The organism is Streptomyces sp. SLBN-8D4, assembly GCF_049739545.1.
Lineage (GTDB): Bacteria > Actinomycetota > Actinomycetes > Streptomycetales > Streptomycetaceae > Streptomyces > Streptomyces canus_C.
The window spans coordinates 5,171,950-5,198,589 of the sequence record NZ_JBMGQC010000001.1 but is presented as its reverse complement, the minus strand read 5'-3'; the positions used below and the strand labels follow the sequence as shown (position 1 = coordinate 5,198,589).

14 protein-coding genes, 2 tRNA genes, 2 pseudogenes and 1 riboswitch are annotated in these 26,640 nt (G+C 71.9%); of the genes and pseudogenes, 7 read left to right on the top strand and 11 right to left on the bottom strand.

What is annotated here, in order from left to right; all coding sequences use genetic code 11:
- Positions 1 to 240 precede the first annotated feature (240 nt).
- The gene (locus tag RKD20_RS23495) at positions 241 to 2,202 is read left to right on the top strand and encodes a sigma-70 family RNA polymerase sigma factor (protein WP_424879432.1); all 1,962 of its coding nucleotides are present in this window, start codon (positions 241 to 243) and stop codon (positions 2,200 to 2,202) included.
- Here RKD20_RS23495 and RKD20_RS23490 read toward each other — a convergent pair.
- Together RKD20_RS23490 and RKD20_RS23485 are read right to left on the bottom strand one after the other, a co-directional pair.
- Positions 2,189 to 5,464 (bottom strand): BTAD domain-containing putative transcriptional regulator, encoded by a 3,276-nt coding sequence (locus tag RKD20_RS23490; RefSeq protein WP_424879431.1) that lies wholly within the window; start codon positions 5,462 to 5,464, stop codon positions 2,189 to 2,191. The two genes, RKD20_RS23495 and RKD20_RS23490, sit on opposite strands and share 14 nt — an antisense overlap.
- Positions 5,465 to 5,915: 451 nt before the next feature.
- Entirely contained in the window at positions 5,916 to 8,003 is a 2,088-nt protein-coding gene (locus RKD20_RS23485; protein ID WP_424879430.1) for an asparagine synthase-related protein, read from the bottom strand.
- A 683-nt stretch (positions 8,004 to 8,686) separates the two neighbouring features.
- Here RKD20_RS23485 and RKD20_RS23480 point away from each other — a divergent pair.
- The 4 genes and pseudogenes from RKD20_RS23480 (at position 8,687) to RKD20_RS23465 (ending at position 14,425) form a co-directional block, all read left to right on the top strand.
- Positions 8,687 to 10,111, top strand: a complete 1,425-nt coding sequence (locus RKD20_RS23480; RefSeq protein ID WP_424879429.1) for an MFS transporter — start codon at positions 8,687 to 8,689, stop codon at positions 10,109 to 10,111.
- 73 nt (positions 10,112 to 10,184) lie between these two features.
- A complete protein-coding gene (gene lhgO, locus RKD20_RS23475; protein WP_424879428.1) occupies positions 10,185 to 11,405 on the top strand; it encodes an L-2-hydroxyglutarate oxidase in 1,221 nt (406 codons plus the stop codon).
- 698 nt (positions 11,406 to 12,103) lie between these two features.
- A pseudogene (trmB, locus tag RKD20_RS23470) lies at positions 12,104 to 12,986 on the top strand (tRNA (guanosine(46)-N7)-methyltransferase TrmB).
- 50 nt (positions 12,987 to 13,036) lie between these two features.
- The gene (locus tag RKD20_RS23465) at positions 13,037 to 14,425 is read left to right on the top strand and encodes a PrsW family intramembrane metalloprotease (RefSeq protein WP_424879427.1); all 1,389 of its coding nucleotides are present in this window, start codon (positions 13,037 to 13,039) and stop codon (positions 14,423 to 14,425) included.
- A 9-nt stretch (positions 14,426 to 14,434) separates the two neighbouring features.
- Here RKD20_RS23465 and RKD20_RS23460 read toward each other — a convergent pair whose 3' ends face one another.
- The 5 genes and pseudogenes from RKD20_RS23460 to RKD20_RS23440 all read right to left on the bottom strand — a co-directional run bounded on the left by RKD20_RS23460 (position 14,435) and on the right by RKD20_RS23440 (position 18,568).
- Positions 14,435 to 15,379: an aldo/keto reductase gene (locus RKD20_RS23460; RefSeq protein WP_424879426.1), complete on the bottom strand. Its 945-nt coding sequence runs from the start codon at positions 15,377 to 15,379 to the stop codon at positions 14,435 to 14,437.
- Positions 15,380 to 15,524: 145 nt separating this feature from the next.
- Positions 15,525 to 16,551 (bottom strand): annotated as a pseudogene (locus RKD20_RS23455) (M23 family metallopeptidase).
- An 11-nt stretch (positions 16,552 to 16,562) separates the two neighbouring features.
- Positions 16,563 to 16,720: riboswitch (cyclic di-AMP (ydaO/yuaA leader) on the bottom strand.
- Between the two features lie 311 nt (positions 16,721 to 17,031).
- Positions 17,032 to 17,105, bottom strand: a tRNA-Met gene (locus tag RKD20_RS23450).
- A gap of 174 nt (positions 17,106 to 17,279) precedes the next feature.
- On the bottom strand, positions 17,280 to 17,921 hold the full coding sequence (locus RKD20_RS23445) for a GTP cyclohydrolase II (RefSeq protein ID WP_424879425.1): 642 nt from the start codon (positions 17,919 to 17,921) through the stop codon (positions 17,280 to 17,282).
- A 137-nt stretch (positions 17,922 to 18,058) separates the two neighbouring features.
- Complete coding sequence (locus tag RKD20_RS23440) at positions 18,059 to 18,568, bottom strand: MarR family winged helix-turn-helix transcriptional regulator (protein ID WP_424879424.1); 510 nt, start codon at positions 18,566 to 18,568, stop codon at positions 18,059 to 18,061.
- 119 nt (positions 18,569 to 18,687) lie between these two features.
- Here RKD20_RS23440 and RKD20_RS23435 point away from each other — a divergent pair, with 119 nt between their 5' ends.
- The gene (locus tag RKD20_RS23435; protein WP_424879423.1) at positions 18,688 to 19,815 is read left to right on the top strand and encodes a dihydrofolate reductase family protein; all 1,128 of its coding nucleotides are present in this window, start codon (positions 18,688 to 18,690) and stop codon (positions 19,813 to 19,815) included.
- 9 nt (positions 19,816 to 19,824) lie between these two features.
- Here RKD20_RS23435 and RKD20_RS23430 read toward each other — a convergent pair whose 3' ends face one another.
- Positions 19,825 to 21,393: a hypothetical protein gene (locus RKD20_RS23430; RefSeq protein ID WP_424879422.1), complete on the bottom strand. Its 1,569-nt coding sequence runs from the start codon at positions 21,391 to 21,393 to the stop codon at positions 19,825 to 19,827.
- Between the two features lie 234 nt (positions 21,394 to 21,627).
- Between RKD20_RS23430 and RKD20_RS23425 the strand changes: the two genes are divergently transcribed.
- Complete coding sequence (locus RKD20_RS23425; protein ID WP_424879421.1) at positions 21,628 to 22,539, top strand: hypothetical protein; 912 nt, start codon at positions 21,628 to 21,630, stop codon at positions 22,537 to 22,539.
- An 88-nt stretch (positions 22,540 to 22,627) separates the two neighbouring features.
- Here RKD20_RS23425 and RKD20_RS23420 read toward each other — a convergent pair.
- The 3 genes from RKD20_RS23420 to RKD20_RS23410 all read right to left on the bottom strand — a co-directional run bounded on the left by RKD20_RS23420 (position 22,628) and on the right by RKD20_RS23410 (position 26,553).
- Positions 22,628 to 22,700, bottom strand: a tRNA-Lys gene (locus RKD20_RS23420).
- 98 nt (positions 22,701 to 22,798) lie between these two features.
- Positions 22,799 to 24,355 carry an amino acid permease gene (locus RKD20_RS23415; RefSeq protein ID WP_424879420.1) on the bottom strand — a complete coding sequence of 519 codons (1,557 nt, stop codon included), beginning with the start codon at positions 24,353 to 24,355 and terminating at the stop codon, positions 22,799 to 22,801.
- 80 nt (positions 24,356 to 24,435) lie between these two features.
- Positions 24,436 to 26,553, bottom strand: a complete 2,118-nt coding sequence (locus tag RKD20_RS23410; RefSeq protein ID WP_424879419.1) for an FG-GAP repeat domain-containing protein — start codon at positions 26,551 to 26,553, stop codon at positions 24,436 to 24,438.
- Between the last annotated feature and the right edge of the window lie 87 nt (positions 26,554 to 26,640).

The following is a 26,640-nucleotide window of genomic DNA, read 5'->3' as shown; positions in this document are numbered from 1 at the left end:
GTGCGGTCGGTCACCGGCCGCACCTCGGCGCATTCCGGTGTTTTCCGGGTGCGCGAATCAACTCCTGCACCAGCCGTGACAGTTGAGTCTTCCCCATGCAGGTGATGCTCGGTACTGCCGTGCGGGAAGTCCCCCACGGACGAGTGGATGCCTCGTACCGCAGGGCACTGACCAAAAGCCAATATGGCACTCTGAGCCGGTGTTGGGGACTGGTTGGGCCGGCGGCGGGGGCATTCCGCGATGAGCGTTGACGGGCGGAACGAACCCCTCGGTGAGGGCGACGGCGAAGCCGGGGGCACCCCGCAGGTGCCGGGCCAGGGGAGCCGCGCGGGCATCCCGCAGGGCGGCATCCCGGCCCGGGGCGGCATTCCGGCCCAGGGCGGCGAACCCATCGAGGGCAGCGTCCCGGCGCAGCGCGACCGGCGCGAGGACGGCGGCGTCCTGCCGCCGCTCAGGGAGACGCCCCCGTCCGACGCCGACCTGATCGAGCGCATGCGCTCCGGCGACGACACGGCCTACGAGGCGCTCTTCCGCCGCCACGCGGACGCGGTGCGCCGCTACGCCCGCACCTGCTGCCGCGACGCCCACACCGCCGACGACCTCACCGCCGAGGTCTTCGCCCGCATGCTCCAGGCCGTCCGCGGCGGCCACGGCCCCGAGCACGCCGTACGCGCCTATCTGCTCACCAGTGTTCGCCGCGTCGCGGCCGGCTGGACGAAGTCGGCGAAGCGGGAGCAGCTCGTCGACGACTTCGCGGTGTTCGCCGCCCAGGCCGCGCGCACCTCCGAGGTCTCCGACCCCGACACAGTGGACCTCGGCGCGGACGTGCGCGCGATGCACGTGGCCGAGCAGTCCATGGCCATGCAGGCCTTCCGGTCGCTGCCCGAGCGCTGGCAGGCCGTGCTGTGGCACACCGAGGTCGAGGACGAGTCGCCGAGCGAGGTCGCCACCCTCTTCGGGCTCGACGCCAACGGCACCCGCGTGCTGGCCAGCCGCGCCCGCGAGGGCCTCAAGCAGGCCTACCTCCAGGCCCACGTGAGCACGGCCCTGGCCACCGACGAGGAGTGCGCCCGCTACGCCGACCGGCTCGGCGCCTACGCCCGCGGCAGTTTGCGCACCCGTGCCGAACGGGGCCTGCGCAAGCACCTGGAGAAGTGCGCCAAGTGCCGGCTGGCCGCGGGCCAGATCAAGGAAGTCGCCGGCGGTATCCCCGCCGTCGTACCGCTCGCGGTCATCGGCTGGTTCGGGGCCGCCGGGTACGCCAAGGCCGTCGGGCTCATCGCGGGCGGCGCCGGGGCGGGAGCGGCCGGTGCCGCGGGCGCGGCCGCCGCGGCGAGCGGGAGCTCCTCGGGCGGGGCGGGCGCGGGCGGCGCCGCGGCCTCGGAGGGGCTGGGCGCACCGGTGAAGGCGGGTATCGCGGCCGGTGTGGTCGCCGTGGCCGCCGCCGCGGTGGCGCTCGCGCTGATCGGCGACGACAGCCCGGCCAGGAAGCCGGACGCCAAGCCGCCCGCGTCCGCACCCGTGGTCGAGCCCGCCGACCCCACCGACCCCACCGCTTCCCCGAAGCAGCCCGATCCGGCGCCTCCGATGATCCCCGTCGCGGCCGCCCCGACCCCGACGCCGACAACCCCCACGCCCACACCACCTCCGAAGCCCACCCCGACGCCTACGCCGACCCCCACCCCGAAACCGACGCCGCCCCCGAAGCCCGGGCCCAGGCCCACCCCCACGCCCACTCCGACGCCGGCTCCCCCGCCGCCGCCCCCGCCGGCGGTGTACCAGTGGAGTGAGCTGGCCTACGACGTCTCCGGCGACGGCGGCGGGCCCGAGATGCGGATCGGCGAGAGCAGTTGGGTGTGGCAGCGGTACGGCGTCTCGGTCGCCGACCACCAGTACGCCCACGGCGTGACCGTGCACGGCCGCTCCTCCGTCACGATCGACCTCAACCGGACCTGCTCCGCCTACGACGCGATGGTCGGCGTCGACGACATGACGCTGGGCCTCGGCAAGGTCTCCTTCTCCGTGTACGCCGACGGGGCCCGGCTGTGGAGGTCCGGGCTCGTGAAGGGCGGCGACCAGGCCGTGCCCGTCCATGTGAACCTCGCCGGGCACCGGACCGTACGGCTGGTGGTCGAGCCGCACAGTCCCTTCGACGACCTGATGCTCGCGGACTGGGCGGAGTCGAAGTTCAGGTGTTCATGACGCGCCGGGCCCGCGCCACCTCGTCGAGCTCGGCGAGGGCCTCGTCCGGGGTGAGGGCCGTGCCCCGGGTGTGTTCCGCCGCGTAGCGCACGGCTCCCAGGCCGGTACGGGCGTCGGCCTGGGCGCGCTCCACCTCCACGCGCTCGGGGTGGGGACGCGGGTCGCCGCCGCGCCAGCGCTCGGCGGCGGCGAGCAGCCGGACCGCCCGCGGGAGGTCGCCGAGCTCGCCGAGCAGGACCGCCGCGCTGTCCACCAGCGTCGCCACGACCATGTCGGAACACCGCTTCTCGATCGCTTCTCGGACGGTGTCCACCAGCAGGGGCAGTCCGTGTTCGGGGCCCGACTCGGCGGCCGTCACCATCGCGGCGATCGAGTTCAGCATCACCGTGAACTGGGGTGGTGTGGGTGTCTGACCGATCTCCTCGCGAACCGTGTCGAGCAACTCGCTCGCGCGGGCGATGTCCTTGTCCTCCAGGGCGATGTGCGCCCGCATCAGCCTGACGAACGCCCGGGTCTCCGGAACGCCGTACTGGTCCCCGATGGCGCTCGCCTCGTCCAGGGTGGTCAGCGCGGTGGAGCGGTCGCCGGTGCGGTAGGCGACCTCGGCGAGCCGGGCGACGAGGAACGGCGTCTCCGCGTACGCCCCCACCTCGTGGGCGAGGCGCAGCGCCTCCTCGTACTCCTCCTTGGCGTCGGCGTGACGGCCGCGGGCCATGGCCGCCTCGCCGGCCGCGCTGCTGACCTGGGCGCGGATCCAGCGGTCGCCCGCGCGGCGGCTGAGGACGCGGAGTTCTTGCAGGTCCTCGTCGACACCGGTCATGCCACCCGGGGAGTCGACCGCCATGTGGGTGCGGAGCATCAGGGCGACGGCCACGGCCCAGTCGTCGCCGTGGGCCCGGCAGTGGGCGACGGAGGCGTCCATCAGGGGGCGGATGTCCACCGGGTCCTTCAGCGTGAGGCCGATCACGGGCCAGACGATGCCGGGGAGGCGGGCGGCGTCGGGGCCGCCCTGCGCGAAGTGGTTCCGGACCAGTCGCACATAGCGGCGGAGACGGGGGTCCAGGTCGCCGTCCATGGGCTCTGTCTCGGCCTTGAGGAAGAGATGGAGCATCCGGAGGTTCATGCGCGGGCGGTGGGCGGGGTGGTGCGTCTCGGCGTGCGCGCCGGCGAGGTACACGTCGATCGGGTCATCGGCCTCGCCGTCACTCGGTGTCCGGCACCGGTCCGTCCCGGCCGCCTTGTCCAGGGCCACCCCGAGGCGCAGCACCCTTTCCACCCAGGTCATGCCCTCGCGGCGGTAGTTGCGCAGCCACCAGAACCAGCCCATGGCGAGGACCACGGCACCGGCCTGCGTCTCGTCGCCCGCGGTGAGGGTGCGGTCCATAGCGGCGCGGATGTTGTCCAGCTCGGTCTCCAGGCGGGAGATCCACGGCAGTTGACCGGCCGACCGCAGCTGTGGTTCGGCCTCCTCGACCAGCGCGCGCACCCACGCGCGGTGCCGGAGCTCGGCGGCGGCCCGCAGCTCGGGGCACTCGGCGGCGCGCTCGACGGCGTACTCGTGGATGGTCTCCAGCATGCGGTAGCGCATGGCGTCGGAGCCGTCCCGCCCGCCCGGGGTGGCCACGATCAGGGACTTGTCCACGAGCGCGCCGAGGAGTTCCGCGGCCGGCCCGGTGCACACCGCCTCCGCCGCCTCCAGCTCCCAGCCGCCCGCGAACACCGACACCTCGCGCAGCAGGGTCCGCTCCCGCTCGTCGAGCAGCTCCCAGGACCAGTCGACGACGGCCCGCAGGGTCTGCTGGCGGGGCAGGACGGTACGGCTTCCGGAGGTCAGGAGGCGGAAACGGTCGTCGAGGCGGTCGGCGATCTGCCGAGGGGTGAGCAGGCGCAGACGGGCCGCCGCGAGCTCGATGGCGAGCGGCAGCCCGTCGAGTCGCCGGCAGATCTCGCCGACGGCCTCCTTGTCGGCGAGCACGACGTCCGCGTCGGGGCGGACGGCGGCGGCGCGCTCGGCGAAGAGGCGGTGGGCCTGATCGGGGAGGAGGGGCTCGACCGGGCGCACGGACTCGCCCGGCACGCCCAGGGGTTCACGGCTGGTGGCGAGGACGGTGAGCCCCGGGCAGCGGGTGAGGAGGGTCTCCGCGAGGTGGGCCGCCGCCTCGATGACATGTTCGCAGTTGTCAAGGATCAGGAGTTGGCTGCGCGGTGCGCAGTACTCGACGAGCAGGGCGAGCGGGTCGTCCTGCGGGGCCGTCAGCTCGGTGGTCATGAGCACGGTCTCGCGCAGACCGAGCGCGCTGACCACAGCGCCGGGCACCGCCTCCGGCCGGTCGAGCGGGGCGAGCTCGACAAGCCACGCCTGCGGGAGCCCGGCGGCGGCTTCCTCGGCGAGACGGGTCTTTCCGGATCCGCCCGGTCCGGTGAGGGTGACGAGGCGGGCCCTGTGCACTTCGGAACGGATGGCGTCGAGTTCGGGTTCCCGGCCCACGAAAGAGGTAAGCCGCGGACGGATGTTGCCGGTGCGTTCGGCACGGGGGCGCCCGAGGGGTGCCGCCAGCAGCTCGCCGTACAGGTCCCGCAGCTCCGGGCCCGGATCGGTGCCGAGGCCGTCGGCGAGGACGCGGCGGACGTTCTCGTAGGCGGCGAGGGCGTCGGCACCCCGGCCACCGTCACGCAGGGCGCGGATGAGCAGAACGTGCAGCGGCTCGTCGTACGGATGCGCCGCCGTCAGCTCCTTCAACTCCGGTACGACGTCCTGGTCCCGGCCGAGCAGCAGATCCGCCTCGATCCGGGTCCGGACGGCCTCCATGCGCAGTGCCTCGGGACGGGTCGCGGCGGTGCGGTCGGGGAGGTCGGCGAGGGCGTCACCGCGCCACAGGGCCAGTGCCCCCGTAAGGTCCTGCGCGGCTGTCCGTGCGTCCCCGCGTGCCAACGCAGCAGCCCCCTGCCGTACGAGGCGCTCGAAGACATACAGATCCACATCATCCTCACCACCGACCAGCCGGTAGCCGCCCGGCCCGGACACGATCGCGTCCTTCCCGACGGCACGACGGAGACGCCCGACGAGGGCCTGGAGAGCAGCCGGGGCATCCTGCGGCGGCTCCTCCCCCCACACCTCGTCGATCAGGACCTCGGAACCCACGGTACGGCCGGGACGCAGGGCGAGAGCGGCGAGCAGGGTGCGGACGCGGGGACCGCCGAGGGGTATGCCGGTGCCGTCGTCGTCCGTTGCCTGGGTAACGCCCAGAATTCTGTACCGCACCGGTTCATTGTCACCGGGTTCCGGATCTCTGCTGGGTCTTTTCGCGGGGCGCCTATGGGGGTGCCGGGTCAGGTTGTCGGGCCACCACGGGTGAGTGGGGGCTGGTCGCGCAGTTCCCCGCGCCCCTGGGTGGGTGCAGTCGCCTGCGCCACGACGGGCCGTTCGCCATCTCCCCTGCCGCGACCGCGCACCCCAATGGGCCGTTGGCCGCGTACGGCGAGCAGGGGACGGGGTGGGGGGTGTCCGCCCGCAGCGGCCGGCGTCCGTTACAGAGCACAGCTAAAGCAGCCGAGCCGCCGGACCGAGGACGGACACCCCCCACCCCGGCCCCGACCCCACACCGCACGCGCTACACAAGCCCCCACCGGGCCCGCGCAGGCCGCCGCAGGCATCAGGGGCGCGGGGAACTGCGCAAAAACCCCCGCCCCCACACACCCGCACAAGACACCGCTCAACCGCCGGAGGCCCCCGCTCCCAACGCCCCCCGCTGCGGCCGAATCCCCGCCGGCACCGCCCGCGCCCGCGCCGGCGTCCCCGTCCAGCACGTCCCCCGGCGGGCCAGCAGCCGTCCCAGCCACAGTTCCAGCGAGACCAGGTCCGCAAGACCGTCCAACGGCAGCGGCTCGCCCTCCGCCGCCGCGCGGAGCGCCTTGCGGACCACCCGGGCCTCCACCAGCCCCGCCTGCGCCAGCAACGGCGTGCCGAACAGGGACATCAGGGAGTCCGCCGCCACCCGCAGCCCCGTACGGGTCGCCGCGGCCGAGGAGGCATGGGACGGGGCGCCCCAGCCCGGCGGGAGCTCGGAGACGCCGGCGCCCTCCAGGACCGTACGGAGGATCTCCGCACGGGCCCCGGGGCGGACCCGCAGCGCCTCGGGGAGGGCACGGCAGGCACGCACCACCTGGTTGTCCAGGAACGGCGCGTGCAGCCGCTGGGAGCGGATCTCCACGGCCTGCTCCAGGACGCGCAGATCCGACGCGTGACGCGCGAGCGCCGCACGGGCGCGGAAGTCGCCGGGATGCTGGCCGGGACCGACCCCGGAACGGTGCGTGGCCCCCTGGAGGCGAACCGATACTTCAGCCAGCGCCTCCCCGGTCAGCCACCGTGCCGCGGGCCCCGGTCTGGCCCAGGTGAGCGCGGCGAGAGACGCCCCCACCGCACCCCCGGGCTCGTCGAAACGCTGGTGCATGAGCCGGTCGGCCAGCATCTCCAGACCGACTCGGTACGGCGTACGGGCCAGCTTCCGCGCGGCGCCGTACACGCGCGCGGGGACGAGCACGGAACCGTCCGCCTTGGTCAGGGCGGCCACGGGCCGGACCAGATGACGCCGCTTGCGGTCCATCAGCAGATCGGCGAGGCGCGCCGGATGCGCGTCGAGCACCTGCCGGGCCCCGTACCCCGTGAAGTGGTCGGCGCTGCCCGCGGCGAGCCGCGCCCGGTGCCGCGCCGCCGTCACCAGACAGGGCCCGGGTTCGTCCGTCAGGGGCCCGTCCAGCTCGGCGTACGGGAGCGTTTCCTCGCCGCCAGTCACGACGACGTGGTGCAGCCGGGGATTGGCCGCGAGCGTCCCCGCCCGCTCCACCTCGGCCTCCCGACCGCGCACGGCGAGGTCGTTGAAGGTGACCGCGAGGAGCCGCTCACCGGCCCCGGTGCCGTGTCCGAGGACGGTCCCAGGCATCCCCGGCAGCCCGGCGGCGAGCAGGGCGAGCGTCCCGGACGCGGGCCCCCCGGACAGGTCGGCCCCGATCCCGGGCACCGGCATCCCGCGTGCGGCACGCCGTTCGGCGGGTCCCATGCCGGGCACCGGGCCGGGGTCGATGTCGGGCACGTGCCGGGGCGCGGACAGCCGGGCGCGCACCGCGTCGACAAGCGCGTCGCGCACCCCGTCGACCGCACTGTCCGCGTCGGCGGTGGGCGCGGCGACCGCGAGGGAGGCGACGGGCTCGTAGCCGGCGATCTCGCGGGCGCCGTTGCGCAGGATCAGCGCGTGCCCCGGCGGAATGCGCCGTACGCCCTCGTAGGGCGTGGAGTCGTGGAGCGCGCCCGGTACGTCGGGGGCGGCGAGCAGCGCGGCGAGGTGCCCGAAGTCGAGGTTGGCCTCGATGAGGTCGGCGAGGGGCAGGGCCGCGGTCGCGTAGGCCGTGCCGCCGGCCCAGGGCGTGTAGAACACCGGCCGGGCGCCCGCCAGATCGCCGCCCACGGTGATCCGGCGGCCCACCTGGACCACCGCCGTGTACGCACCCGACCAGGCCGTCAGATGCCGAAGTGCCCCTCCGCGCGCGGCGAGCAGTCCGACCCGCAGCTGTTCATCGGAGGCGCCGCAGATGCCGAGGACCGCGATCCGGGTCTGCGCGTCGACCGTGACCACGCGCACCTCGTCGGGCCGCCAGTCGCCGACCGCCCACAGCGGATCAGGGTCGCCCCACAGGAGGTGGGAACCCACCGGGTGCACGGTCTCGCCGTCGCTTCCGGTCGCCCCCGCCGCGCCGATCTGGGACACGCCCGCGGCGGTGCTGCTCCATCCCACCAACCACCGCATCGACGCCTCCACAGGCTGTGGACAACCAGTGCACCGCTCGAACCGGTCACCATGCTGCCATGAAGGAAGCATGCCGGAGGGCCGGTGGAGCCTGTCGAGATGCGGGGAACGCGCCCCTGGGAACACCCGCGTACGCCTGCGAACGCCCGTGCCAGGCAAGGGATGTGCGACGCGAATGCGCCCCCGAAACGCTCCCCAAAAACGCCTAACGCGCCCTCAACTGCCATGGTAGGAGGGCTGATCACCCACGAAGGCAAGGGTCGGTTTTCGGCCAAATCGGCGTCATGGGGACAGGCTCGCGCACGCTCCGTGCACAGTCCGCGCGCCGCACGACAGGCGCGCAGCCCGGGAGACGCCACTTCGCCCCCCGGGCCGGTCCGCCGCCCGCGGGGATGTAGGCGGCGGTGTCCCCCAGCCCACTGGATCCAGTACAGCGGGCCGACCCACGCATCATCCATGGAAGCGCTCCCCCGGTGGCCGGAGAAGAGCGCACGCACGGGCGCACGGCCACACAACAGGAGCACGACGCAACTGCGCGTATCGGACCCGCACTTCAGTACGGACCACAATCCCGCCATCCGGAACAATGCCCCTTAACGCTTGGGATGCGGCGAACTACGCTGGGTTTACGAATGCCGCGTGGTTATGCCAGCGCGGCAGCCGTCTGTGTCGAGGGGTGGCGCATGTCCAGGGAGCAACGCGGGCCGAACGAAAAACTCGGCGCCGTTCTCGCCCTCGCGGGAATCAGCAACGCAGGACTCGCGCGTCGCGTCAACGATCTTGGCGCTCAACGCGGGTTGACTCTTCGCTACGACAAGACGTCGGTGGCGCGCTGGGTGTCGAAGGGGATGGTTCCGCAGGGTGCGGCGCCGCACCTCATCGCGGCCGCCATAGGCCAGAAGCTCGGCCGACCGGTGCCGCTCCACGAGATCGGCCTGGCGGACGCGGATCCCGCGCCGGAGGTGGGCCTCGCCTTCCCCAGGGACGTCGGACAGGCCGTCAGGTCGGCCACCGAGCTCTACCGCCTGGACCTCGCAGGGCGCCGGTCCGGCGCGGGCGGCATCTGGCAGTCCCTCGCCGGTTCCTTCGCAGTGAGCGCATACGCAACGCCCGCCTCACGGTGGCTGATAACCCCGGCCGACAGCTCGGTGGCGCGCGAGGTGAACCACTCCGAGGACTCCGGCGCACCGCTCAAAGTCGGCCACAGCGATGTGCAGAAGCTGCGGGAGGCCGCCGAGGACGCCAGGCGCTGGGACTCCAAGTACGGAGGCGGCGACTGGCGTTCGTCCATGGTGCCGGAGTGCTTACGAGTGGAGGCGGCGCCGCTGCTGCTGGGCGCGTACTCCGACGAGGTGGGGCGCGCCCTGTTCGGCGCCTCCGCCGAACTGACCCGGCTCGCGGGCTGGATGGCCTTCGACACGGGCCAGCAGGAGGCGGCGCAGCGGTACTACATCCAGGCACTGCGGCTGGCACGCGCGGCCGCCGACGTCCCCCTCGGCGGTTATGTACTGGCGTCGATGTCGTTGCAGGCGACCTACCGGGGCTTCGGCGACGAGGGCGTCGATCTCGCGCAGGCCGCGCTGGAGCGCAACCGGGGGCTGGCGACCGCCCGCACCATGAGTTTCTTCCGGCTCGTCGAGGCGCGGGCACACGCGCGTGCGGGTGACGCCGTCGCGGCCGGAGCGGCGCTCAAGGCGGCCGAGGGGTGGCTGGAGCGGTCCCGGGAGGGGGACAACGACCCGTCCTGGCTCGGCTTCTACTCGTACGACCGCTTCGCCGCCGACGCGGCCGAGTGCTACCGCGACCTGAAGGCACCGCGCCAGGTCCGCCGCTTCACGGAGCAGGCGCTGTCGCAGCCGACGGAGGAGTTCGTACGCTCGCACGGGCTGCGGCTCGTCGTCTCCGCGGTCGCCGAGCTCGAGTCGGGCAACCTCGACGCGGCGTGCGAGCAGGGCGTGCGGGCGGTGGAGGTCGCGGGGCGCATCTCCTCGGCCCGTACCACCGAGTACGTGAAGGACCTCCTGCACCGGCTGGAGCCCTACGGGGACGAGCCCCGGGTGGTGGAGCTCCGGGAGCGGGCCCGGCCGCTGCTGATGGCTCCGGCTTGAGTCCCGGACGGCGGCACCGCCCCCTGCGTTTGAAGTGACTGTCAGTGGTGCAGTGCACTATCGGGGGTGGGAGGTGGTGCAGGTGCTGTCCGGGATCGCTTACGACTGTGACGTGCTCGTGGTCGGTGGGGGCATTGTCGGGTTGTCCACGGCGTACGCGATCACACGCGGTACGCCGGGCACCCGGGTCGTCGTGCTGGAGAAGGAGGCGGGGCCCGCTCGGCATCAGACCGGGCGGAACAGCGGAGTGATCCACAGCGGGATCTACTACAAGCCGGGATCGCTCAAGGCGCGGTACGCGGTGCGGGGCGCCGCCGAGATGGTCAAGTTCTGCTCGGAGTACGGCATCGCTCACGCCGTCACCGGCAAGCTGATCGTCGCGACCGAGCGCGACGAGCTGCCCCGGCTGCACGGCCTGGTGCAGCGCGGCCGGGAGAACGGCATTCCGGTGCGGGAACTGGGCGCCGCCCAGATCGCGGAGTACGAGCCCGAGGTGGAGGGGCTCGCCGCCATACACGTCGGGACGACCGGGGTGTGCGACTTCGTCGGGGTCGCGCGGCAGCTGGCCGAGGCGTCGGGCGCGGAGATCCGGTACGGCGCCGAGGTGCGCCGGATCGACCGGCGCCCGGAGCTCGGGGTCGCCGTGCTGACGAGCGCCGGAGACGTCGTACGGGCGCGGGTGCTGGTGAACTGCGCCGGGCTGCACTGCGACGAGGTGGCGCGGCTGACCGGCGACGAGCCCGAGATGCGGATCGTGCCGTTCCGCGGCGAGTACTACACGCTGGCGCGGCCCGAGCTGGTGCGGGGACTGGTGTATCCGGTGCCGGATCCGGCGTTTCCGTTCCTCGGGGTGCATCTCACGCGCGGGATCGACGGAGGGGTGCACATCGGGCCCAACGCGGTCCCGGCGCTGGCCCGGGAGGGGTACGACTGGAGAACCGTGCGGCCTCGGGAGCTGGGGGCCACGCTGGCCTGGCCGGGGTCCTGGCAGATCGCCCGGCGGCACTGGCGGTACGGCACGGGTGAGCTGCGGCGGTCGGTGTCGCGAAGAGCGTTCACCACGGCGGTGCGGAGGCTGCTGCCCGCTGTCACCCCGGATGACCTGGTGCCCTCGGCAGCCGGCGTGCGGGCCCAGGCCGTACTCCGGGACGGCACGCTGGTGGACGACTTCCTGATCCGTGAAGGACCGCGCGCGGTACACGTACTGAACGCACCCTCACCCGCGGCGACGGCGTCCCTCCCGATCGGCCGAGAGGTGGCCCGCCGGGCCCTGGAGGCACTGCGCTCGACATGAGGCGTACAGGTGCCGTCGCTCATCGGTGACAGCGCGGACGCGACAACCCGGACGCGGCTCTTCCGGTCGTGACGCGCCAGAGGAAGCCACTGCGCGCGGCGTCTCGGACGTGACGCCCCGGACCCGGCCCCCTAGGACACGACGGACCCGGCACCGCACGCGGCCATCCCCACGCGCCGGGCCCGGACAGGGCACCCCGGACCCGGCTACCCGAAGACGCCGGCCGCGACAGGACCCCCGGATACCGCAGCCCGAACGCGACGGCCCCGGACCGGCCCCCAGACGTAGCCACCGCCCACAGCCTCCCGCACATGACGCCCCAGAAGCCGACGCCCCGGACACGACGAGGGGGCGGGCCCCGGACGTGGCCGCCCCGCACACGACGGACCCGGCCGCCCCAGATGCAGCCACCGCCCACAGCCTCCCCAACATGACGCCCCAGAAGCCGGCGCCCCGGACACCACGAGGCAGGCCCCCGGACGTGGCCGCCCCGCACACCACGGACCCGGCCGCCCCAGCCTGACGCCCCGAACGCCCCACCCCGCGCTCAACAGCCCAGACGCCGCCACCCCCGCGCCCCACAGCCCAGGAGCCGCCGCCCCGCACGTACCGCCCCCGACGCACTCACCCCCACCCAAGCCCCCAAAACATCCCTCAGCGGCGCTGCTCCCCGAGGTCACCGTAAAATCGACCCCACTGTGTCTGACTTCCTCAACGCCCCCGAAGCCCCCCGGTCCCGGCCCGCCGCCCCCGGTGAGGCCGCTCGGCATGTGCCGGGTGTTCCTGTCCGGCACACCCGGGCCAAAGGGGAGCCGCGGTTCCCCGACGGACCCAGTGCTGATCCCGCAGGGTCGCACTTCGAGCGGCGGATCCGGAGTTTCCAGCCCCGGCGGAGCCGGGTGACGGCGGGGCAGGCGGACGCGTTGCAGCGCCTGTGGCCCACGTGGGGCCTCGACATCGACGGGCAGCGCACGATCGACCTCGGCGAGCTGTTCGGGAACGACAACCCCGTGGTGCTGGAGATCGGGTTCGGCATGGGTGAGGCCACCGCGCAGATGGCCGCTGCGGCCCCCGACACCAACATCCTCGCCGTCGACGTGCACACTCCGGGGCAGGGGAACCTGCTCAACCTCGCCGAGCAGCAGAAACTGTCCAACATCCGGGGTCGGCAACGGCGACGCCATCATCCTGCTGCGCGAGATGCTCACCAGGGACTCGCTCGACGGACTGCGCGTGTACTTCCCCGACCCCTGGCCCAAGAAGCGGCACCACAAGCGGCGGCTGATCCAGCCGGAGTTCCTGGACCTGGCCGCGACCCGCCTGCGGCCCGGCGCGCTGGTGCACTGCGCCACCGACTGGGAGCCGTACGCCGAACAGATGCTCGACGTACTCACCGCGCACCCGGACTTCGAGAACACACAGGCAGACGGCGGTTTCGCGGCGCGTCCCGACTTCCGGCCGCTGACCCGTTTCGAGGGGCAGGGACTGGAGAAGGGACATGTCGTGAACGACCTGCTGTTCCGCCGCGTACAGCACGGCGTCCGACCCGACCGCTCCGACCAGTCCCCCACCCGCGCCTGAGCACCCGCTCCACCTGCGGGCGGCGCCCCTGTCTCGTTAAGGTCGATGCTGTGGCCACCTGTCCCCCGTATCCGACGTACCCCGGTGACCCCACCGGTGGCACCGCGCTGCGGCATGCGCACTGGTGGCAGCGGAAGTGGGTGCGCTACGGCGCGCTGATCACGCTCCTCACACTGTCCGGGCTCGTCATCCTCGCCCTGGTCCGCCAACAGACCGGTACCGAGGGGTTCCTGGTCGGGCTGGGGCTCGCCGTCCTGCCCGTACCGCTGCTCATAGCCGCGTTCCGCTGGCTCGACCGGGTCGAACCGGGGCCCTGGCGCAATCTGCTGTTCGCCTTCGCCTGGGGCGCCTGCGCGGCCGCCCTGATAGCGATCATCGCCAACAGCTTCGCGACGAAGTGGATAGCGACGGCGACCGCCGACCCCTCCGGCGCGGACACCCTCGGCGCGACCGTGATAGCGCCGATCGTCGAGGAGTCGGCCAAGGCCGCCGCCGTACTGCTCGTCTTCCTGTTCCGCAGACGGGACTTCACCGGGATCGTCGACGGCGTGGTGATAGCGGGGGTCACCGCCACCGGTTTCGCCTTCACCGAGAACATCCTCTACCTCGGCACCGCCTTCGGCACCGACCAGCTCAACGGCGACGGCGGCATCGCCTCCGTCACGGCCGCGACCTTCTTCGTGCGCGTGGTGATGTCACCGTTCGCGCACCCGCTGTTCACCGTCCTCACCGGCATCGGCTTCGGCATCTCCGCGCTGTCGGCGGAACGCCAGCACGTACGGCGGGTTCTGCTCCCGCTGTCCGGACTGCTGCTCGCGATGGGCATGCACGCGACGTGGAACGGCTCGTCGACCTTCGGGCAGTACGGGTTCTTCGCGGTGTACGCGATGTTCATGGTGCCGGCGTTCGCGCTGCTGACCTGGCTGGTCATCTGGACACGGCAGCGGGAGCTCAGGACCGTGCGCGAGGAGCTGCCCGCGTACGCCGTCGCCGGGTGGCTGACGCCGACCGAGCCGTACGCGCTGGGCTCGATGCGGGCGCGGCGGGTGGCGAGGGACTACGCGCGGCGTCAGTTCGGCGGGCGGGCCGCGGCACGGGCGGTCTCGCAGTACGAGGCGTACGCGACGTCCCTGGCGTTCCTACGGCGTCGGGGGCGGCTCGGGCGGGCGAACGCGGACTTCGTCGTACGGGAGCGGGAGCTGCTGCACGAGCTGTGGCGGCGACGGGAGGTGGCCCGGCCGGCGCTGGACCACGCGGCGCGGATGACGGCACCGCCGGTACCGGTGGCCGCACCGCCCTGGCCGGTGTACGGCGTCTACGGATATCCGGCCAACCCGGCTCACCCGGCTCACCCGGCCCAGCCGACGCCCCCCATCCACCCCGTCCACGGCGTCCACCCGGCGGTGCCGTACCCCGCCTACAACCCGTACCGGACGTAGGGCCGGGAGTCAGGCCGACGCCTGCGTCAGGCGAGCCACTTCCTCCTCCGTCAGCGTCAGCTCCCCGACCCCCAGCAGCGCCGGCAGCTGTTCCACCGTGCGGGCGGAGGCGATCGGGGCCGCCACCGTCGGCTGGGCCGCGAGCCAGGCGAGGGCGACTGTGGCGACCGGGACCGTGTGGGCCTCGGCGATGTCGTCCAGGGCCGCGAGGACCTTCCGGCCGCGTTCGGTGTCCAGGTGCTTTCCGGCGCCCGCGGCCCGCGGACCGGCGACCGTCGCGCCCGGGCGGTACTTGCCGGTGAGGAACCCGGAGGCGAGGGCGTAGTACGGGACCGCGGCGAGACCCGCGCGGGCGGCCACCGACTCCAGCTCGCCTTCGTAGGTGTCGCGGGAGACCAGGTTGTAGTGGGGCTGGAGGGCGACATAGCGCGCCAGGCCCTCGCGGTCGGAGAAGGCGAGGGACTCCGAGAGCCGCGCGGCGGAGATGTTGGAGGCGCCGATCGCCCGCACCTTGCCCGCCTTCACCAGCTCGTCCAGCGCGCCGATGATCTCCTCGACCGGCACCTCGGGCTTGTCGAAGTGGGTGTAGTAGAGGTCGATGCGGTCGGTGCGCAGGCGCTGCAGCGAGGCGTCGGCGGCCGCCTTGATGTTGGTGGCGGTCAGGCCGGGGAAGTCGGGGTGCTGGCTGACCTTCGTGGCGATGACGACGTCGTCGCGGTTGCCGCGGGCCGCCATCCAGTTGCCGATGACCGTCTCGGACTCGCCGCCGGAGTTGCCGTCGGCCCACGACGAGTACGAGTCGGCCGTGTCGACGAAGTTGCCGCCGGCCGCGGTGTACGCGTCGAGGACGCCGAAGGATGTGGCCTCGTCGGCGGTCCAGCCGAAGACGTTGCCGCCGAGGGAGAGCGGGAAGACCTTGAGGTCGGAGGAGCCGAGCTTGCGAAGAGACGTCATGTCGTACGTCAACGCCCGTGCCGGACGCCGGTCTTCCGCTGTGGCCGCAAAGTCCTCGCAAACAGGCGGAATGATCCACTCCGGAACTCCGGCGGCCCTGGCGTCGGGGGGACGTCGCCAGGGCTGCCGGAGTGCGGAGGAAACCTCAGGGAGTGAGACCCTTGCCGCGCAGCCACGCCATCGGGTCGATCCCGGTCGCCGCGCCGCCCGGGTGGACCTCCAGGTGCAGGTGCGCGCCGGTCACGTTGCCGGTGGCGCCCACGCGGCCGATGACGTCACCGGTGCCGACCTTCTGGCCGACGCTGACACTGATCGAGGACTGGTGGCAGAACCACAGCTCGGTGCCGTCGTCGAGGGTGAGGATCGTGCGGTAGCCGTAGGAACCGGCCCAGCCGGCCTCGGTGATGGTGCCGCTGTGGATCGCCTTGATGAGCGTGCCCGTGGGGGCGGCGAAGTCGAGGCCCGTGTGATAGCCGGAGGACCACAGCGAACCGGCCTGACCGAAGGTCCCCGTGATGGTGTACGACGAGGTCGGCAGCGTGTACTGCTTGGCGAGCTCGGCCAGGCGCGCGGCCTCGGCCACCTTCGCGGCCGCCTCCTCCGCCTTCTTCTTCGCGGCGGTGGCCTTCTCCTGGGCCTCCTTCTCCGCCTTGGCGGCGGCCTCGTCGGCCTCCTTCTCGGCGGCGGCCCGCGACGGCCTGGGCGGCCTTGGTGTCGAGCTGGCCCTGCTGCACCTCGGCCTGGGCCAGGATGCGCGAGCGCAGCGCCTCACCGGCGTCCGAGGTGCCCTGGGCGGTGTCGGCGGTGGTGGCGCCGACGCTGCTGAAGGCGCTCGTGTCGTCCGCGGCGGAGCCGGAGTCGTCCGAGATGAGCGAGCTCACGGAGCCCAGGTCGGGCATGGAGATGGAGACCGGGGGCTTGCCGGTGTTGGCGCTGGCCATACCGCCCGCGCTGACGGCGGCTATGACACCGACGCCCAGAACCGTGGAGCTACGGGCGAATCCTCCGCCACGCTGCTTGGCGACGCGATGCCGGCCTCGTACGGGGGCGAGGGAGTCCGCGGTCGGGTTCCACTCGCCGAGCAGGGCCTCGTCGTCGGCGCGGTAACCGCCGTACACGAGGGTGTCGCTGGGTACGTACGGCGCCTCGGGGGCAGGCGGGTTGGACGCCACGTGGGCGCGCTCCTTTCCTTCCTTCTCGCCTACCGGGTTAGCTGACGGGTTCGGAGCAGGAAGGTCTCCTACGCGCGTATACCCGCCGTGCTGCCACGGCGGACTACGAGCGATTCACCCCAAGTTGGTGGTTCCCCGGTTCCCTTGCGGAATTCGGCGCGTGAGCACGGAGCCGTCTCTTGTGACGGCTGGGACGACCGCGCTGCGTTATCGAACGTTAATAGACCCGGGGGTCCGATTCCAAGCTGTTCCGCTTGATCATTAACGAAATCCCGGAGGACTTACGGCCCATGAACGGTGAAAAACGGGCGAGTTGACCCCGCCCCAGGCGACACACCGGCATTGACGGTACGTCAGTTGTTATGCGGAGGGCGGCCACCCGCTCACCCCGCGTCACGACGGCCGCCGAGACGTCGCCGACCGTGGGAAAACACTCAGGGCCGGATTCCAGTGAACTGGAATCCGGCCCTGAGCCTTGAGTAGCGGGGACAGGATTTGAACCTGCGACCTCTGGGTTATGAGCCCAGCGAGCTACCGAGCTGCTCCACCCCGCGTCGTTGTGTGACCAGCATACGTCATCCGCGAGGTGGTTCGCGCCAGGGGTGTCCCGGAGGCCCGGTTTCCCGCGTGGCGGCCACGAGGGAGTTTCGGTACGGCCCCGTCGTCCGGCGTGAGCCGCAGGAGCCCGGTGACGACCTCGACCCCCGCCGCCACCGAAAGCGCCGAGCTCAGCCGACGCCGAGTTCGGTCAACTCGCCCAGCGGCAGCGTGTGCTGGGTCTGGAGGACCTTCGCGCGCAGGTAGCGGACGTTGTGGGCGGTGGTGAAGACACCGGTGGGGACCCGGTCGCCGACGTCGATGCCGAGGTCGCGCAACTGGCCCGCCTTGTCGGGGTTGTTGGAGAGCAGGTCGAGCTCGGCGATCCCGAGGGCCTGGAGCATCTGCGCGGCCGCCGTGTAGTCGCGGGCGTCCTCGGGCAGGCCCAGCGCGGTGTTCGCGGCGTAGGTGTCGAGGCCCTGGTCCTGGAGGGCGTACGCGTCGAGCTTGTTGTAGAGGCCGATGCCGCGGCCCTCCTGGCGGAGGTAGAGCAGGACTCCGCCGCGCCCGGCTATGCGCTCGACCGCCTCGCGCAGCTGCGGGCCGCAGTCGCAGCGCGCGGAGCCGAAGACGTCACCGGTGAGGCACTCGGAGTGCAGCCGCACCAGCGGGACGGTGCCGGGCGCGGGGTCGCCGAGGACGACGGCGAGGTGCTCCTGCCCGTCGATCAGGCCGTGGAAAGTGACGAGCTCGGCGTCTACGCGGTAGCCGTCCCCGAAGCGCAACGGGACGCGGACGCGGGAGCGCTGGGTGGCTGCGGGCAGGTCGGACATGCGGGTACTCCGCTCCGTGGACACACCTGCTTCAGATTTGAAGCAGTTCTACTGATCGAGACCCTACCCCATGCTTTAAATTTGAAGCAACGGCTTTATGGCGCTCGTCACACGTGGACTTCCCAGGAACACGGCGCTCAGGAACAGGGCGGGGCCGACCGCCGGCGCCACGGGAGCCCCTCGAAGGGCCCGTCCTCCCCCTGGAGCCCCGCGGCGACGCCGGTGAAGATGTCCTCCAGCTGCCCCACCTGCTCCGGGGTGAGCCGGTCGAAGAGCGCGGCGCGGACCGTCTCCACGTGCCCGGGCGCCGTCCGCTCCAGTACCGCCATACCCTCGCCCGTGAGGACCGCGATGCTGCCGCGCTTGTCCGACTCGCAGCTCTCGCGCCGCACCAGCCCGTCCTTCTCCAGCCGGGCTACGGCGTACGTCAGCCGGGGCCGGGTGATCTTCAGCCCCTCGGCGAGCTCGGTCATCCGCAGCCGCCGTTCCGGGGTCTCGGAGAGGTTGGCGAGGATGGAGTAGTACAGGTGTGGCATGCCGGCCTCCTGCTGGAGCTGCCGGTCGATGGTGTCCTCCAGGAGGAGCGAGGCGGCGATGTACGCACGCCAGGCTCGCTGCTCGTCGGGGCTGAGCCAGCGGGTCGTCATGCTCCCAGTGTAGGTTTGCTTCAAACTTGAACCAAGCCCGCCGCACTCCTGAAGCTCGCTGCACCTGAAGCCCGCCGCCCCTGAAGCTCCCGCACCCGTTTCCGAGAGGGACCGTCCCGATGCCCCACCCCTACGTCCTCCTCTCCGCCGCGGTCTCCCTCGACGGCTACCTCGACGACACCGGCCCCGACCGCCTCCTCCTGTCCGGCCCGGCCGACTTCGACCGCGTGGACGAGGTCCGCGCCTCGGTGGACGCGATCCTCGTCGGCGCGGGCACGATCCGCGCCGACAACCCCCGCCTGCTGGTGAACTCCGAGGCGCGCCGCGCGGCCCGGGTCGCCGCCGGGAAGCCGCCGTACCCTCTGAAGGTCACGGTCAGCGGCTCGGGCGAGCTGGACCCGGACGCGAACTTCTGGCACACCGGCGGCGACAAGCTGGTCTTCACGACGGACCAGGGCGCGCAGCGGGCCCGCGCGCTGGGCCTGGCGGCCGACGTGGTCCCCCTCGGCCCCGAACTCGACTGGCGCCGCCTGCTGGAGCACCTGCACGAGGAGCGTGGAGTGGACCGGCTGATGGTGGAGGGCGGCGGGCGGATCCACACCCAGCTCCTCCAGCAGGGCCTCGCGGACGAGGTGCAGCTCGTCCTGGCCCCCCTCTTCGTCGGCAGCCCCGAGGCCCCGCGCCTCTTCGGGTCGGGCACGTACCAGTCCGGCCGGCTGCGCCTGGTGGAGACCCGCCGTATCGAGGACGTCGTCCTGATGCGCTACGAGCCCACGGCCCCCGGCACCGGCCTGGTTCCCGCCGCCGCGGACCACCACTGGCTCGCGCTGGCCTGCGAGTTGGCGATCCGCTGCCCGCCTTCACGGACGGCGTTCAGCGTGGGCGCGGTGGTGGTGGCGGCCGACGGCACGGAGCTGGCGCGCGGCCACTCCAGGGAGGGCGACGACCCGGTCGTCCACGCGGAGGAGGCGGCGCTCGCGAAGATCGATCCGGCCGACCCCCGCCTGGCCTCGGCCACCGTCTACACCAGCCTGGAACCCTGCACCCACCGCGCCTCCCGCCCGGCCCCCTGCGCCCGCCTGATCCTGGACGCGGGAGTGCGCCGGGTGGTGACGGCGTGGCGGGAGCCGGACACCTTCGTGGCAGCAGCGGACGGGACCGGGCTGCTCACGGCGAAGGGCGTGGACGTGGTGGTGCTGAGCGAGTACGAGGACCGAGCGAAGGCACCCAATCGCCATCTGACGTGACGAGGGACCTCAGCCGACGGCGTACGCCCGGTAGACCGTCTCCACCGAGCGGTCGCCGGCCGCGTCGGTCACCTCGGAGCGCAGGGCGACCGCGCCGGAGGCCGGATTGTGCACGGCCGCCTGCCAGGTCGAGCCGGAGTGCTTGACGGCCGCGGCCTTCCAGGTCCTGCCGCCGTCGGCGGACGACCAGACGCGGACGGACTTGGCGATCACCGTCGTGAACCTCGCGTCCCCCTGTGAGCCCCGCCCGGCGCTGACGTCGACCGTGGTGGTGCTGTTCGCGCCGGCCTGGTTGTGGCTGTCGAGTCCGACGGGCAGGAACCGGGTCATGAAGACGGGCGCGACCATCGACTCGGCCGGATCGGCCTTGAAGTGCCAGTCGAGGGTGACGCGCGACGACAGCATCCCGGCCGGGAAGGTGATGCCGGGACGGTAGCGATGGGCGTCGACGGTCAGGTCGTACCAGCCGGCCGAGCGGATCCCGGCGGAGAACACCGCGTCGCCGGTACCCCAGTTGGTCAGGGTCTGCTTCTTGACGGTGGCGCTTCCCTTCGTGAGAACCACCGTCTCCTTGGTCGGATCGGCGCCGTAGAGGCCGACGTCGGGGTCGCCGATCAGGGCGTCCGGGCTGAAGCCGACAGACCTCTGCGAGATCACCGGGAGATAGTGCATCGGGCTCCACACGGCCCGGCCGAAGGACTGGGTGAAGCTCTGTCCCGCCTTCAGCGTCCTGACCGCCGGGAATCCCCCGCCGACGTCGTCCCCGTTGCCCGCGATGAGGGCATCGCTCGGCTGCCAGGTCCCGGGCGTCACGTGAACGGTGGAGCTGTACGGGGCGCTGTCGTCGCGGACATCAGCCCTCAGGGTGCTCGTGCAGTCGTCGGTCTTCGGCGCCGCCTTGAGCGCGGTGTCGTTCTCCCGGGCCATCTGCGTGCCGCTCCGCACGGAGAAGCGCATCGTCGCCAGCCCCGCCCGCTGGTACGACCCGCCGGGCGCGGCGGGGACACCCGTGGCGTTCTTCACCGCGACATAGCTGTCGTTGCCCGTCCACTGCGCCAGGTACCCGAACTGCAGCAGCTTGGAGGAGTTCGGAATGGCGTAGAGGGCCCCCTGGTAGTTCCAGCCGCTCGCGCTGTAAGGGGAGGGCATGTCGCCGACCGCGCCGGCGCATATCTGCGCGCTGATCCTCGGCGGGCCGGTCACATCGGCCGGCGTGTCCAGCGACACCTTGACGGCCTTGCCCTTGCGCGCGTCGAGCGTCACCGACCTGTTGCCCGAGACCTTGAGGTCCAGCGCTCCGAAGGTGTCCGTGCCCAGATCCTCCGAGCCGTGCTCCCAGATGTCGGTCATCGCGATGTAGCGCCCCGCGGGCAGGCTGAGCCGCTTGCCGGACCGCACGCTGTACGTGTGCCCGGACGGCATCGCGACGACGGTGACCGTCGTCGCGACCTTGGCGCCGTGCCGCCCCAGCGTGGTGACGGTCAGGGACCCCGAGGCCGCCTGCGCGGAACCGCCGGCAGCGGCCAGCGACACCAGCGCGGCCACCCCGGCGAAAGCGAGCGATCTGTGTCGCACCATCTTCAACTCCCCCTACGGACCCACCCCGAAGGCGGCCCAGCCTAGGCAGGACACGGCCATGGAAGATCAAAGCGAGGAGCCGCGTCTGATCAAGCTGTGACAAAGAAGCGGGCACTCCAGGTCGTGGCCGAAACCTCAACTCATCACACCTGAAACACAGTTGTCGCACATCCCCCGCATTGGCAGACTCGCCTCGCCCACCGGGTCCGTCTCATCTCACCAGGGGGAACATCCATGAATCTCGGTCTGCCCAGACGCGTCCTGACCCGCGCCACCGCCACCCTCGCGCTGGCACTGGCCATGGCCACCGGCACCACCGGCCTGCTCTCCGGCACCGAAGCGCACGCCCTGCCGGTCACCGAGGGCTCCTTCAGCTTCAGCGGTGACGAGGGCGACTGGATCAGCGGCGGCCAGTCCTACTCCTACTCGACGTCGTCCCAGGACCGCCTGAACGTCTCCGCGAACACCGGCAACGGGGTGGTCACCCTCTCCGTCGACGGGGCGAACGGCGACTGGTGGACCCTGGACCTCGCGGCACCGTCCGGCCAGGCCCTGACGCCCGGGACCTACACGGGAGCCACCCGCTACCCGTTCAACGAAGCGACCGAACCGGGCCTGGACCTCAGTGGCAACGGCCGCGGCTGCAACCAGCTCACGGGCACCTTCACCGTCTCCGCGGTGGAGTTCGGCCCCCAGGGCTATGTGAAGAAGCTCGACGCCGCCTTCGAGCAGCACTGCGAGGGAGGCACGTCGGCCGCGCGCGGCGAGGTCCACATCGAGAATCCGGCCCCGCCGGCCGAACTCGGCCTCGGCCTCGACATCGCCCTCGACGGCACCGCGAGCTCGCTCAACGGAAAGGCCACCTTCCACGGCACCGTGAGCTGCGACAAGCCGGTGCGGGTGACCGTGGCGGGCGACGTCACGCAGGTGAAGAAGCGGGACCTCATCCGCGGTTCCTTCTCCACGACGGTCTCCTGCACCCCGGGCGCCCCGGTCGCCTGGACCGGTACGGCCGTGCCCACCGGCTCGGTCCCCTTCCAGAAGGGGGACGTCGAGGTCGAGGGCCGCGCGACGGCGACGGACCCGGACTACGACCGGCTGGTTACGGTCGGCGAGACGGTGGCGGTCCGCCTGACCCGGGTCTGACGCCGCAGGGCTCGCGCCAGTGGACGGTGCAGACGCAACAACGGCGCCCGGCCCGACCGAAGCCGACCCGGGCGCCGCCTGTCACCGGTAGGCCCTGTGGGACTCGAACCCACAACCAATGGATTAAAAGTCCACTGCTCTGCCAATTGAGCTAAGGGCCCAGGCGATGTTGCCTCCCCGAGCATAGCCGGACGTGGCCGTGTCTCCGATCGGGTATCGGGGACACGGCCGCGTCGGGCGGACGGAACGGGCGGGAAGATCAGGGATCGACCGGTTCGGGCGCGTTCGCGCGGGCCGCCTCGCGGGCCTTGGTGCGCTCGTGCTCGGGGTTCAGGAACCAGTGCCGGGCCGACGCCGCCCACCAGATCCATGCGAAGCCGAGGACGGCCAGGACGGCGATCGGGGCGTAGTTGAAGGTCTCCCAGGTGACCGGGGAGACCTGCGGGAGCATGAAGAGGATCGTGATCACGCCGACCCACGCCACCGACACCAGGCCGATCGCGCGCGACCAGCGGCCCAGGTGCCACGGCCCCCGCTCGAACGCCTCGCCCTTGCGCAGCCGCAGCAGCGTCGGGATGACGTAGGCGATGTAGAGGCCGATGACGGCGATGGACGTCACCGCCGCGTACGCGGTCGCGTTGATCAGGTACGGCAGGCCCAGCACCAGCGCGCCGCCCACCGCCAGCCACACCGCCGCCACCGGGGTCCGGGTGCGCGGGCTCACCGTGTGCCAGACGTGCGAGAAGGGCAGCGCGCCGTCGCGTGAGAAGGCGTAGATCATGCGGCTGTTGGCGGTCACCGAGGCCATCCCGCAGAACAGCTGGGCGCCGATCACGACCAGCAGCAGGAGCTTGCCGGTCGTGGCTCCGAGCGCGTCGAGGAGGATCTGGGCGGGCGGCGCGCCGGTCGGGGAGTTGAGAGCGCCGTCGTAGGACTGGATCGCGAACGTGAAGCCCAGGAGCAGCACGAAGCCCGCTATCCACGATGTCCAGATCGACTGGACGATGCCCTTCGGGCCCGCCGTGGACGCGTCGTGGGTCTCCTCGGTCATGTGGGCCGAGGCGTCGTAGCCAGTGAAGGTGTACTGGGCCATCAGGAGGCCGATCAGGACGACGTAGACCCCGCTCCCCCAGCCCGTGTTGTTCACGAACTCGCCGAAGACGAAGGACGCCGACTGGTGCTTGTCGGGGGCGAAGGTGAGGGCGCCGACGATGACCGCCACGCCGATCACGTGCCACCACACGCTCACACTGTTCAGCAGCGCGACGATCCGCACGCCGAAGGTGTTGAGGAGGCCATGCAGGATCAGGATCGCGGCGAAGAGCAGGATCGTGCGGCCGGGCGTCACCTCGAAGTCGAACTGGAGGTTCAGGTAGGCGCCGAGGAAGTACGCGGCGCCGAAGTCGATGCCCGCCGTCACCGCCACCTGGCCCAGCACGTTGAACCAGCCCGTGAACCACGCCCAGGCGGCCGCGGTCCGGGGCGGGGCCAGGCGGTGGGCCCAGAAGTACAGGCCCGCGGAGGTCGGGTACGCCGAGCAGATCTCGGCCATCGACAGGCCCACGAACAGCGTCATCAGGCCTACGGCGACCCAGCCCCAGGTGATCACGGCGGGACCGCCCGTGTTCATGCCGAAGAGGTAGAGGGTCAGGCATCCCGACAGGACCGAGATGATCGTGAAGGAGACCGCGTAGTTGGAGAACGCCGACATGCGGCGGGCGAGGACCTGCGTGTAGCCGAGCTGGGCAAGCCGTTCTTCGTCGGAGAGTTCCTTGGAAACCCCCGACTGCCCACTCGCTATGGCGTCATCTGTCATGCCCCCAGCGATTCCCATCCTGGGGGCGTGACACACGTCACAACTTGGCTGAGAAGTGCCCCTCCGGAAGAAGTGCTCCTCTAGAAAAGGCCCTTGTAGCCCTGCCAGCCGCTCGCGATCTTCACCCGCGCCCCGAACGACCCCTTGCCGTTGCCGTCGTTGCGGTACAGGTTGCCGCCGGTGTCCCGGGAGACCAGGTCGTTCTTGCCGTCGCCGGTGATGTCACCGACGCCGACGACCACGTTGTAGGAGCTCCCCCAATTGGAGAAGACCCGCACCCGCTCCTTGACCTGGCCGGTGCCGGTGCCGTCGTAGCGCCACAGCGTCCCGGCCGTGTCCTGCAGCAGAACATCCCCGAACCCGTCGCCGTTGAGGTCCCCGGCCCCGACGATCTTCTTGTACGTCGCCCAGCTGCGGATCTTCACGCCCGGCTTGAGCTTGCTCGCACCGTCGTTGGCGAACAGGTAGACGTCTCCGGTCGACGCCTTGCGGGCCAGCAGGTCGGTACGGCCGTCCCCGGTCAGGTCGCCGGGGGCGGTGAGGACGTTGTACGCGTTCCAGCCGGTGCCGAGCGAGGTGTGGCTGCTCGACGGGCCGTACGAGCCATCGCCGCACTTGCCCGCGTAGCGGCGCAGCTCGCCGTTCGGCATGCGGACCAGCATCTCGGCGCAGCGGTCCTTGCCCATGTCGCCGAAGGGCACGGCGACCGTGCCGACGGGCCAGCCGGACGCGTTCTGCTTCCAGTCGAACTTGCCCCCGCCGTTGGTGTACTGGAGGCTCAGGGTGCCCGAGGAGTCGAGGGTGACCAGCTCGCCGTAGGCGTAGCCGCCCATGTCGTGGTGGCCCTGGCGGCCGCCGTTGAGCGCGACCTTGCCGCTCGTCGTGTACGTGCCCCCGCCGTCGGCGGCGGTCGCGGTCAGCGTCCAGGACTTCATGCCGTTGTACGCGTAGCCGCCCGAGTCCGTCTTCCCGTCCCAGGCCAGGTCGATCGCCGTACCGCTGCCTCTCAGGGTGCGGTCGACGCGGCCCTGGGCGTTCTTCACGGTGAAGGTCCAGGCGGCCGGCTTGCTCAGCTGCCAGGTGCTCATCCAGGCCATGTTGGCGCTGTTGCGGCCCGCGGCGTCGAAGTAGTCGTTGTCCAGGTCCGACTCGATCTTCCCGAGGGACTGGGTGGGTACCCCGCTCGGCACCGTCCGGATCGTGTGGCCGGCGTCGACGTAGGCGATGCCCCCGCCGAACTTGTCCACCGACCAGGTCAGTCGCCGCTGGTCGGCCGTGCCGCCGGCCGGCAGGTCGGCGATCGCGCGCGCGGCGGCGGCCGTACCGGAGTGGTAGTCCGTCAGCATCAGCTTGCCGGCTGTCCGGTCGTGCTGGACGAGGTAGCCGTCACCGACGAGAGCGGGGCCCGAGGGCACCTTGATGTTCTTCTTCGCCGTACGGTCGTACACGCCGGCGGCGCCCGTGGGACCACAGTTCCAGTAGATCCAACGGCCGATGACCTGGAGCTCCTTGACCGTGCAGGGAGCGCCCGTGGAGACGGTCGCGACCGTCTTCTTCCCCTCCAGGTCGTACTGGGTGACCACGCCGTTGCCCGAGCCCGGTGTCCACAGCGCCGAGCCCCATACGGAGGCGGCGGTGACGGAGCGCGTCAGCCGGACGTCCTCGGCCCGGTACTGGTTCACGGCGTCCACGTACTGCTTGCCGGTGGAGGCGGCGTCGTAGACGAAGTAGCGGCCGGTGGCGTCAACGAACCGGCCGCCGGTGACGGCGGGTTCCGTCCCGTGATAGCTGTTCGGCTGCCCCCAGATCTGGGCGCGCTCCTTGTCGTACTCGTCGACCTGGAAGTAGCCGACGCTCTGCGTGCCGGTGGCGCGCAGTGGCACGCAGCCGCCCCCGTCGCACGGCACCCGCTCCAGATGGGTGCCGTCGGCGTAGGTGCCGGCGAATCCGCGGGTGGCCTGCTCCAGCACGGTGGAGCCGTCGGGCGAGAGCTGCCGGCCGACCACGTACTGCTCGCCGTCGGGCCGGTACTCGACGCTGGTCAGATAGCCGGCCGCGTAGTCGATGCCCCACACGCCGTCCGTGGCGATCGGAGTCGGGGTGGTGTCCGCGGCGGCCGGGCCCGCGGACGTCAGGGTGCCGGCGCTCAGAGCGGCCAGCGAGGCAAGAGTGAGTGCGATCCGGGCATGCCGGGTCAAGGGTCCCTCCCCAGGGAAGTGAGAAAAGGCGCGCCGGCAGGCCTTGTCTTCCCCCTCGGCCACACTCCGCCACGCGATCCAACGGAT

Excerpts from the sequence above, each read along its gene's own strand:
- RKD20_RS23495 (WP_424879432.1), top strand. The coding sequence starts at position 241 with ATGAGCGTTGACGGGCGGAACGAACCCCTCGGTGAGGGCGACGGCGAA.
- RKD20_RS23485 (WP_424879430.1), bottom strand. The coding sequence starts at position 8,003 with ATGCGGTGGTTGGTGGGATGGAGCAGCACCGCCGCGGGCGTGTCCCAG.
- RKD20_RS23480 (WP_424879429.1), top strand. The coding sequence starts at position 8,687 with ATGTCCAGGGAGCAACGCGGGCCGAACGAAAAACTCGGCGCCGTTCTC.
- RKD20_RS23460 (WP_424879426.1), bottom strand. The coding sequence starts at position 15,379 with ATGACGTCTCTTCGCAAGCTCGGCTCCTCCGACCTCAAGGTCTTCCCG.
- RKD20_RS23445 (WP_424879425.1), bottom strand. The coding sequence starts at position 17,921 with ATGTCCGACCTGCCCGCAGCCACCCAGCGCTCCCGCGTCCGCGTCCCG.
- RKD20_RS23440 (WP_424879424.1), bottom strand. The coding sequence starts at position 18,568 with ATGACGACCCGCTGGCTCAGCCCCGACGAGCAGCGAGCCTGGCGTGCG.
- RKD20_RS23435 (WP_424879423.1), top strand. The coding sequence starts at position 18,688 with ATGCCCCACCCCTACGTCCTCCTCTCCGCCGCGGTCTCCCTCGACGGC.
- RKD20_RS23430 (WP_424879422.1), bottom strand. The coding sequence starts at position 21,393 with ATGGTGCGACACAGATCGCTCGCTTTCGCCGGGGTGGCCGCGCTGGTG.
- RKD20_RS23425 (WP_424879421.1), top strand. The coding sequence starts at position 21,628 with ATGAATCTCGGTCTGCCCAGACGCGTCCTGACCCGCGCCACCGCCACC.
- RKD20_RS23415 (WP_424879420.1), bottom strand. The coding sequence starts at position 24,355 with ATGACAGATGACGCCATAGCGAGTGGGCAGTCGGGGGTTTCCAAGGAA.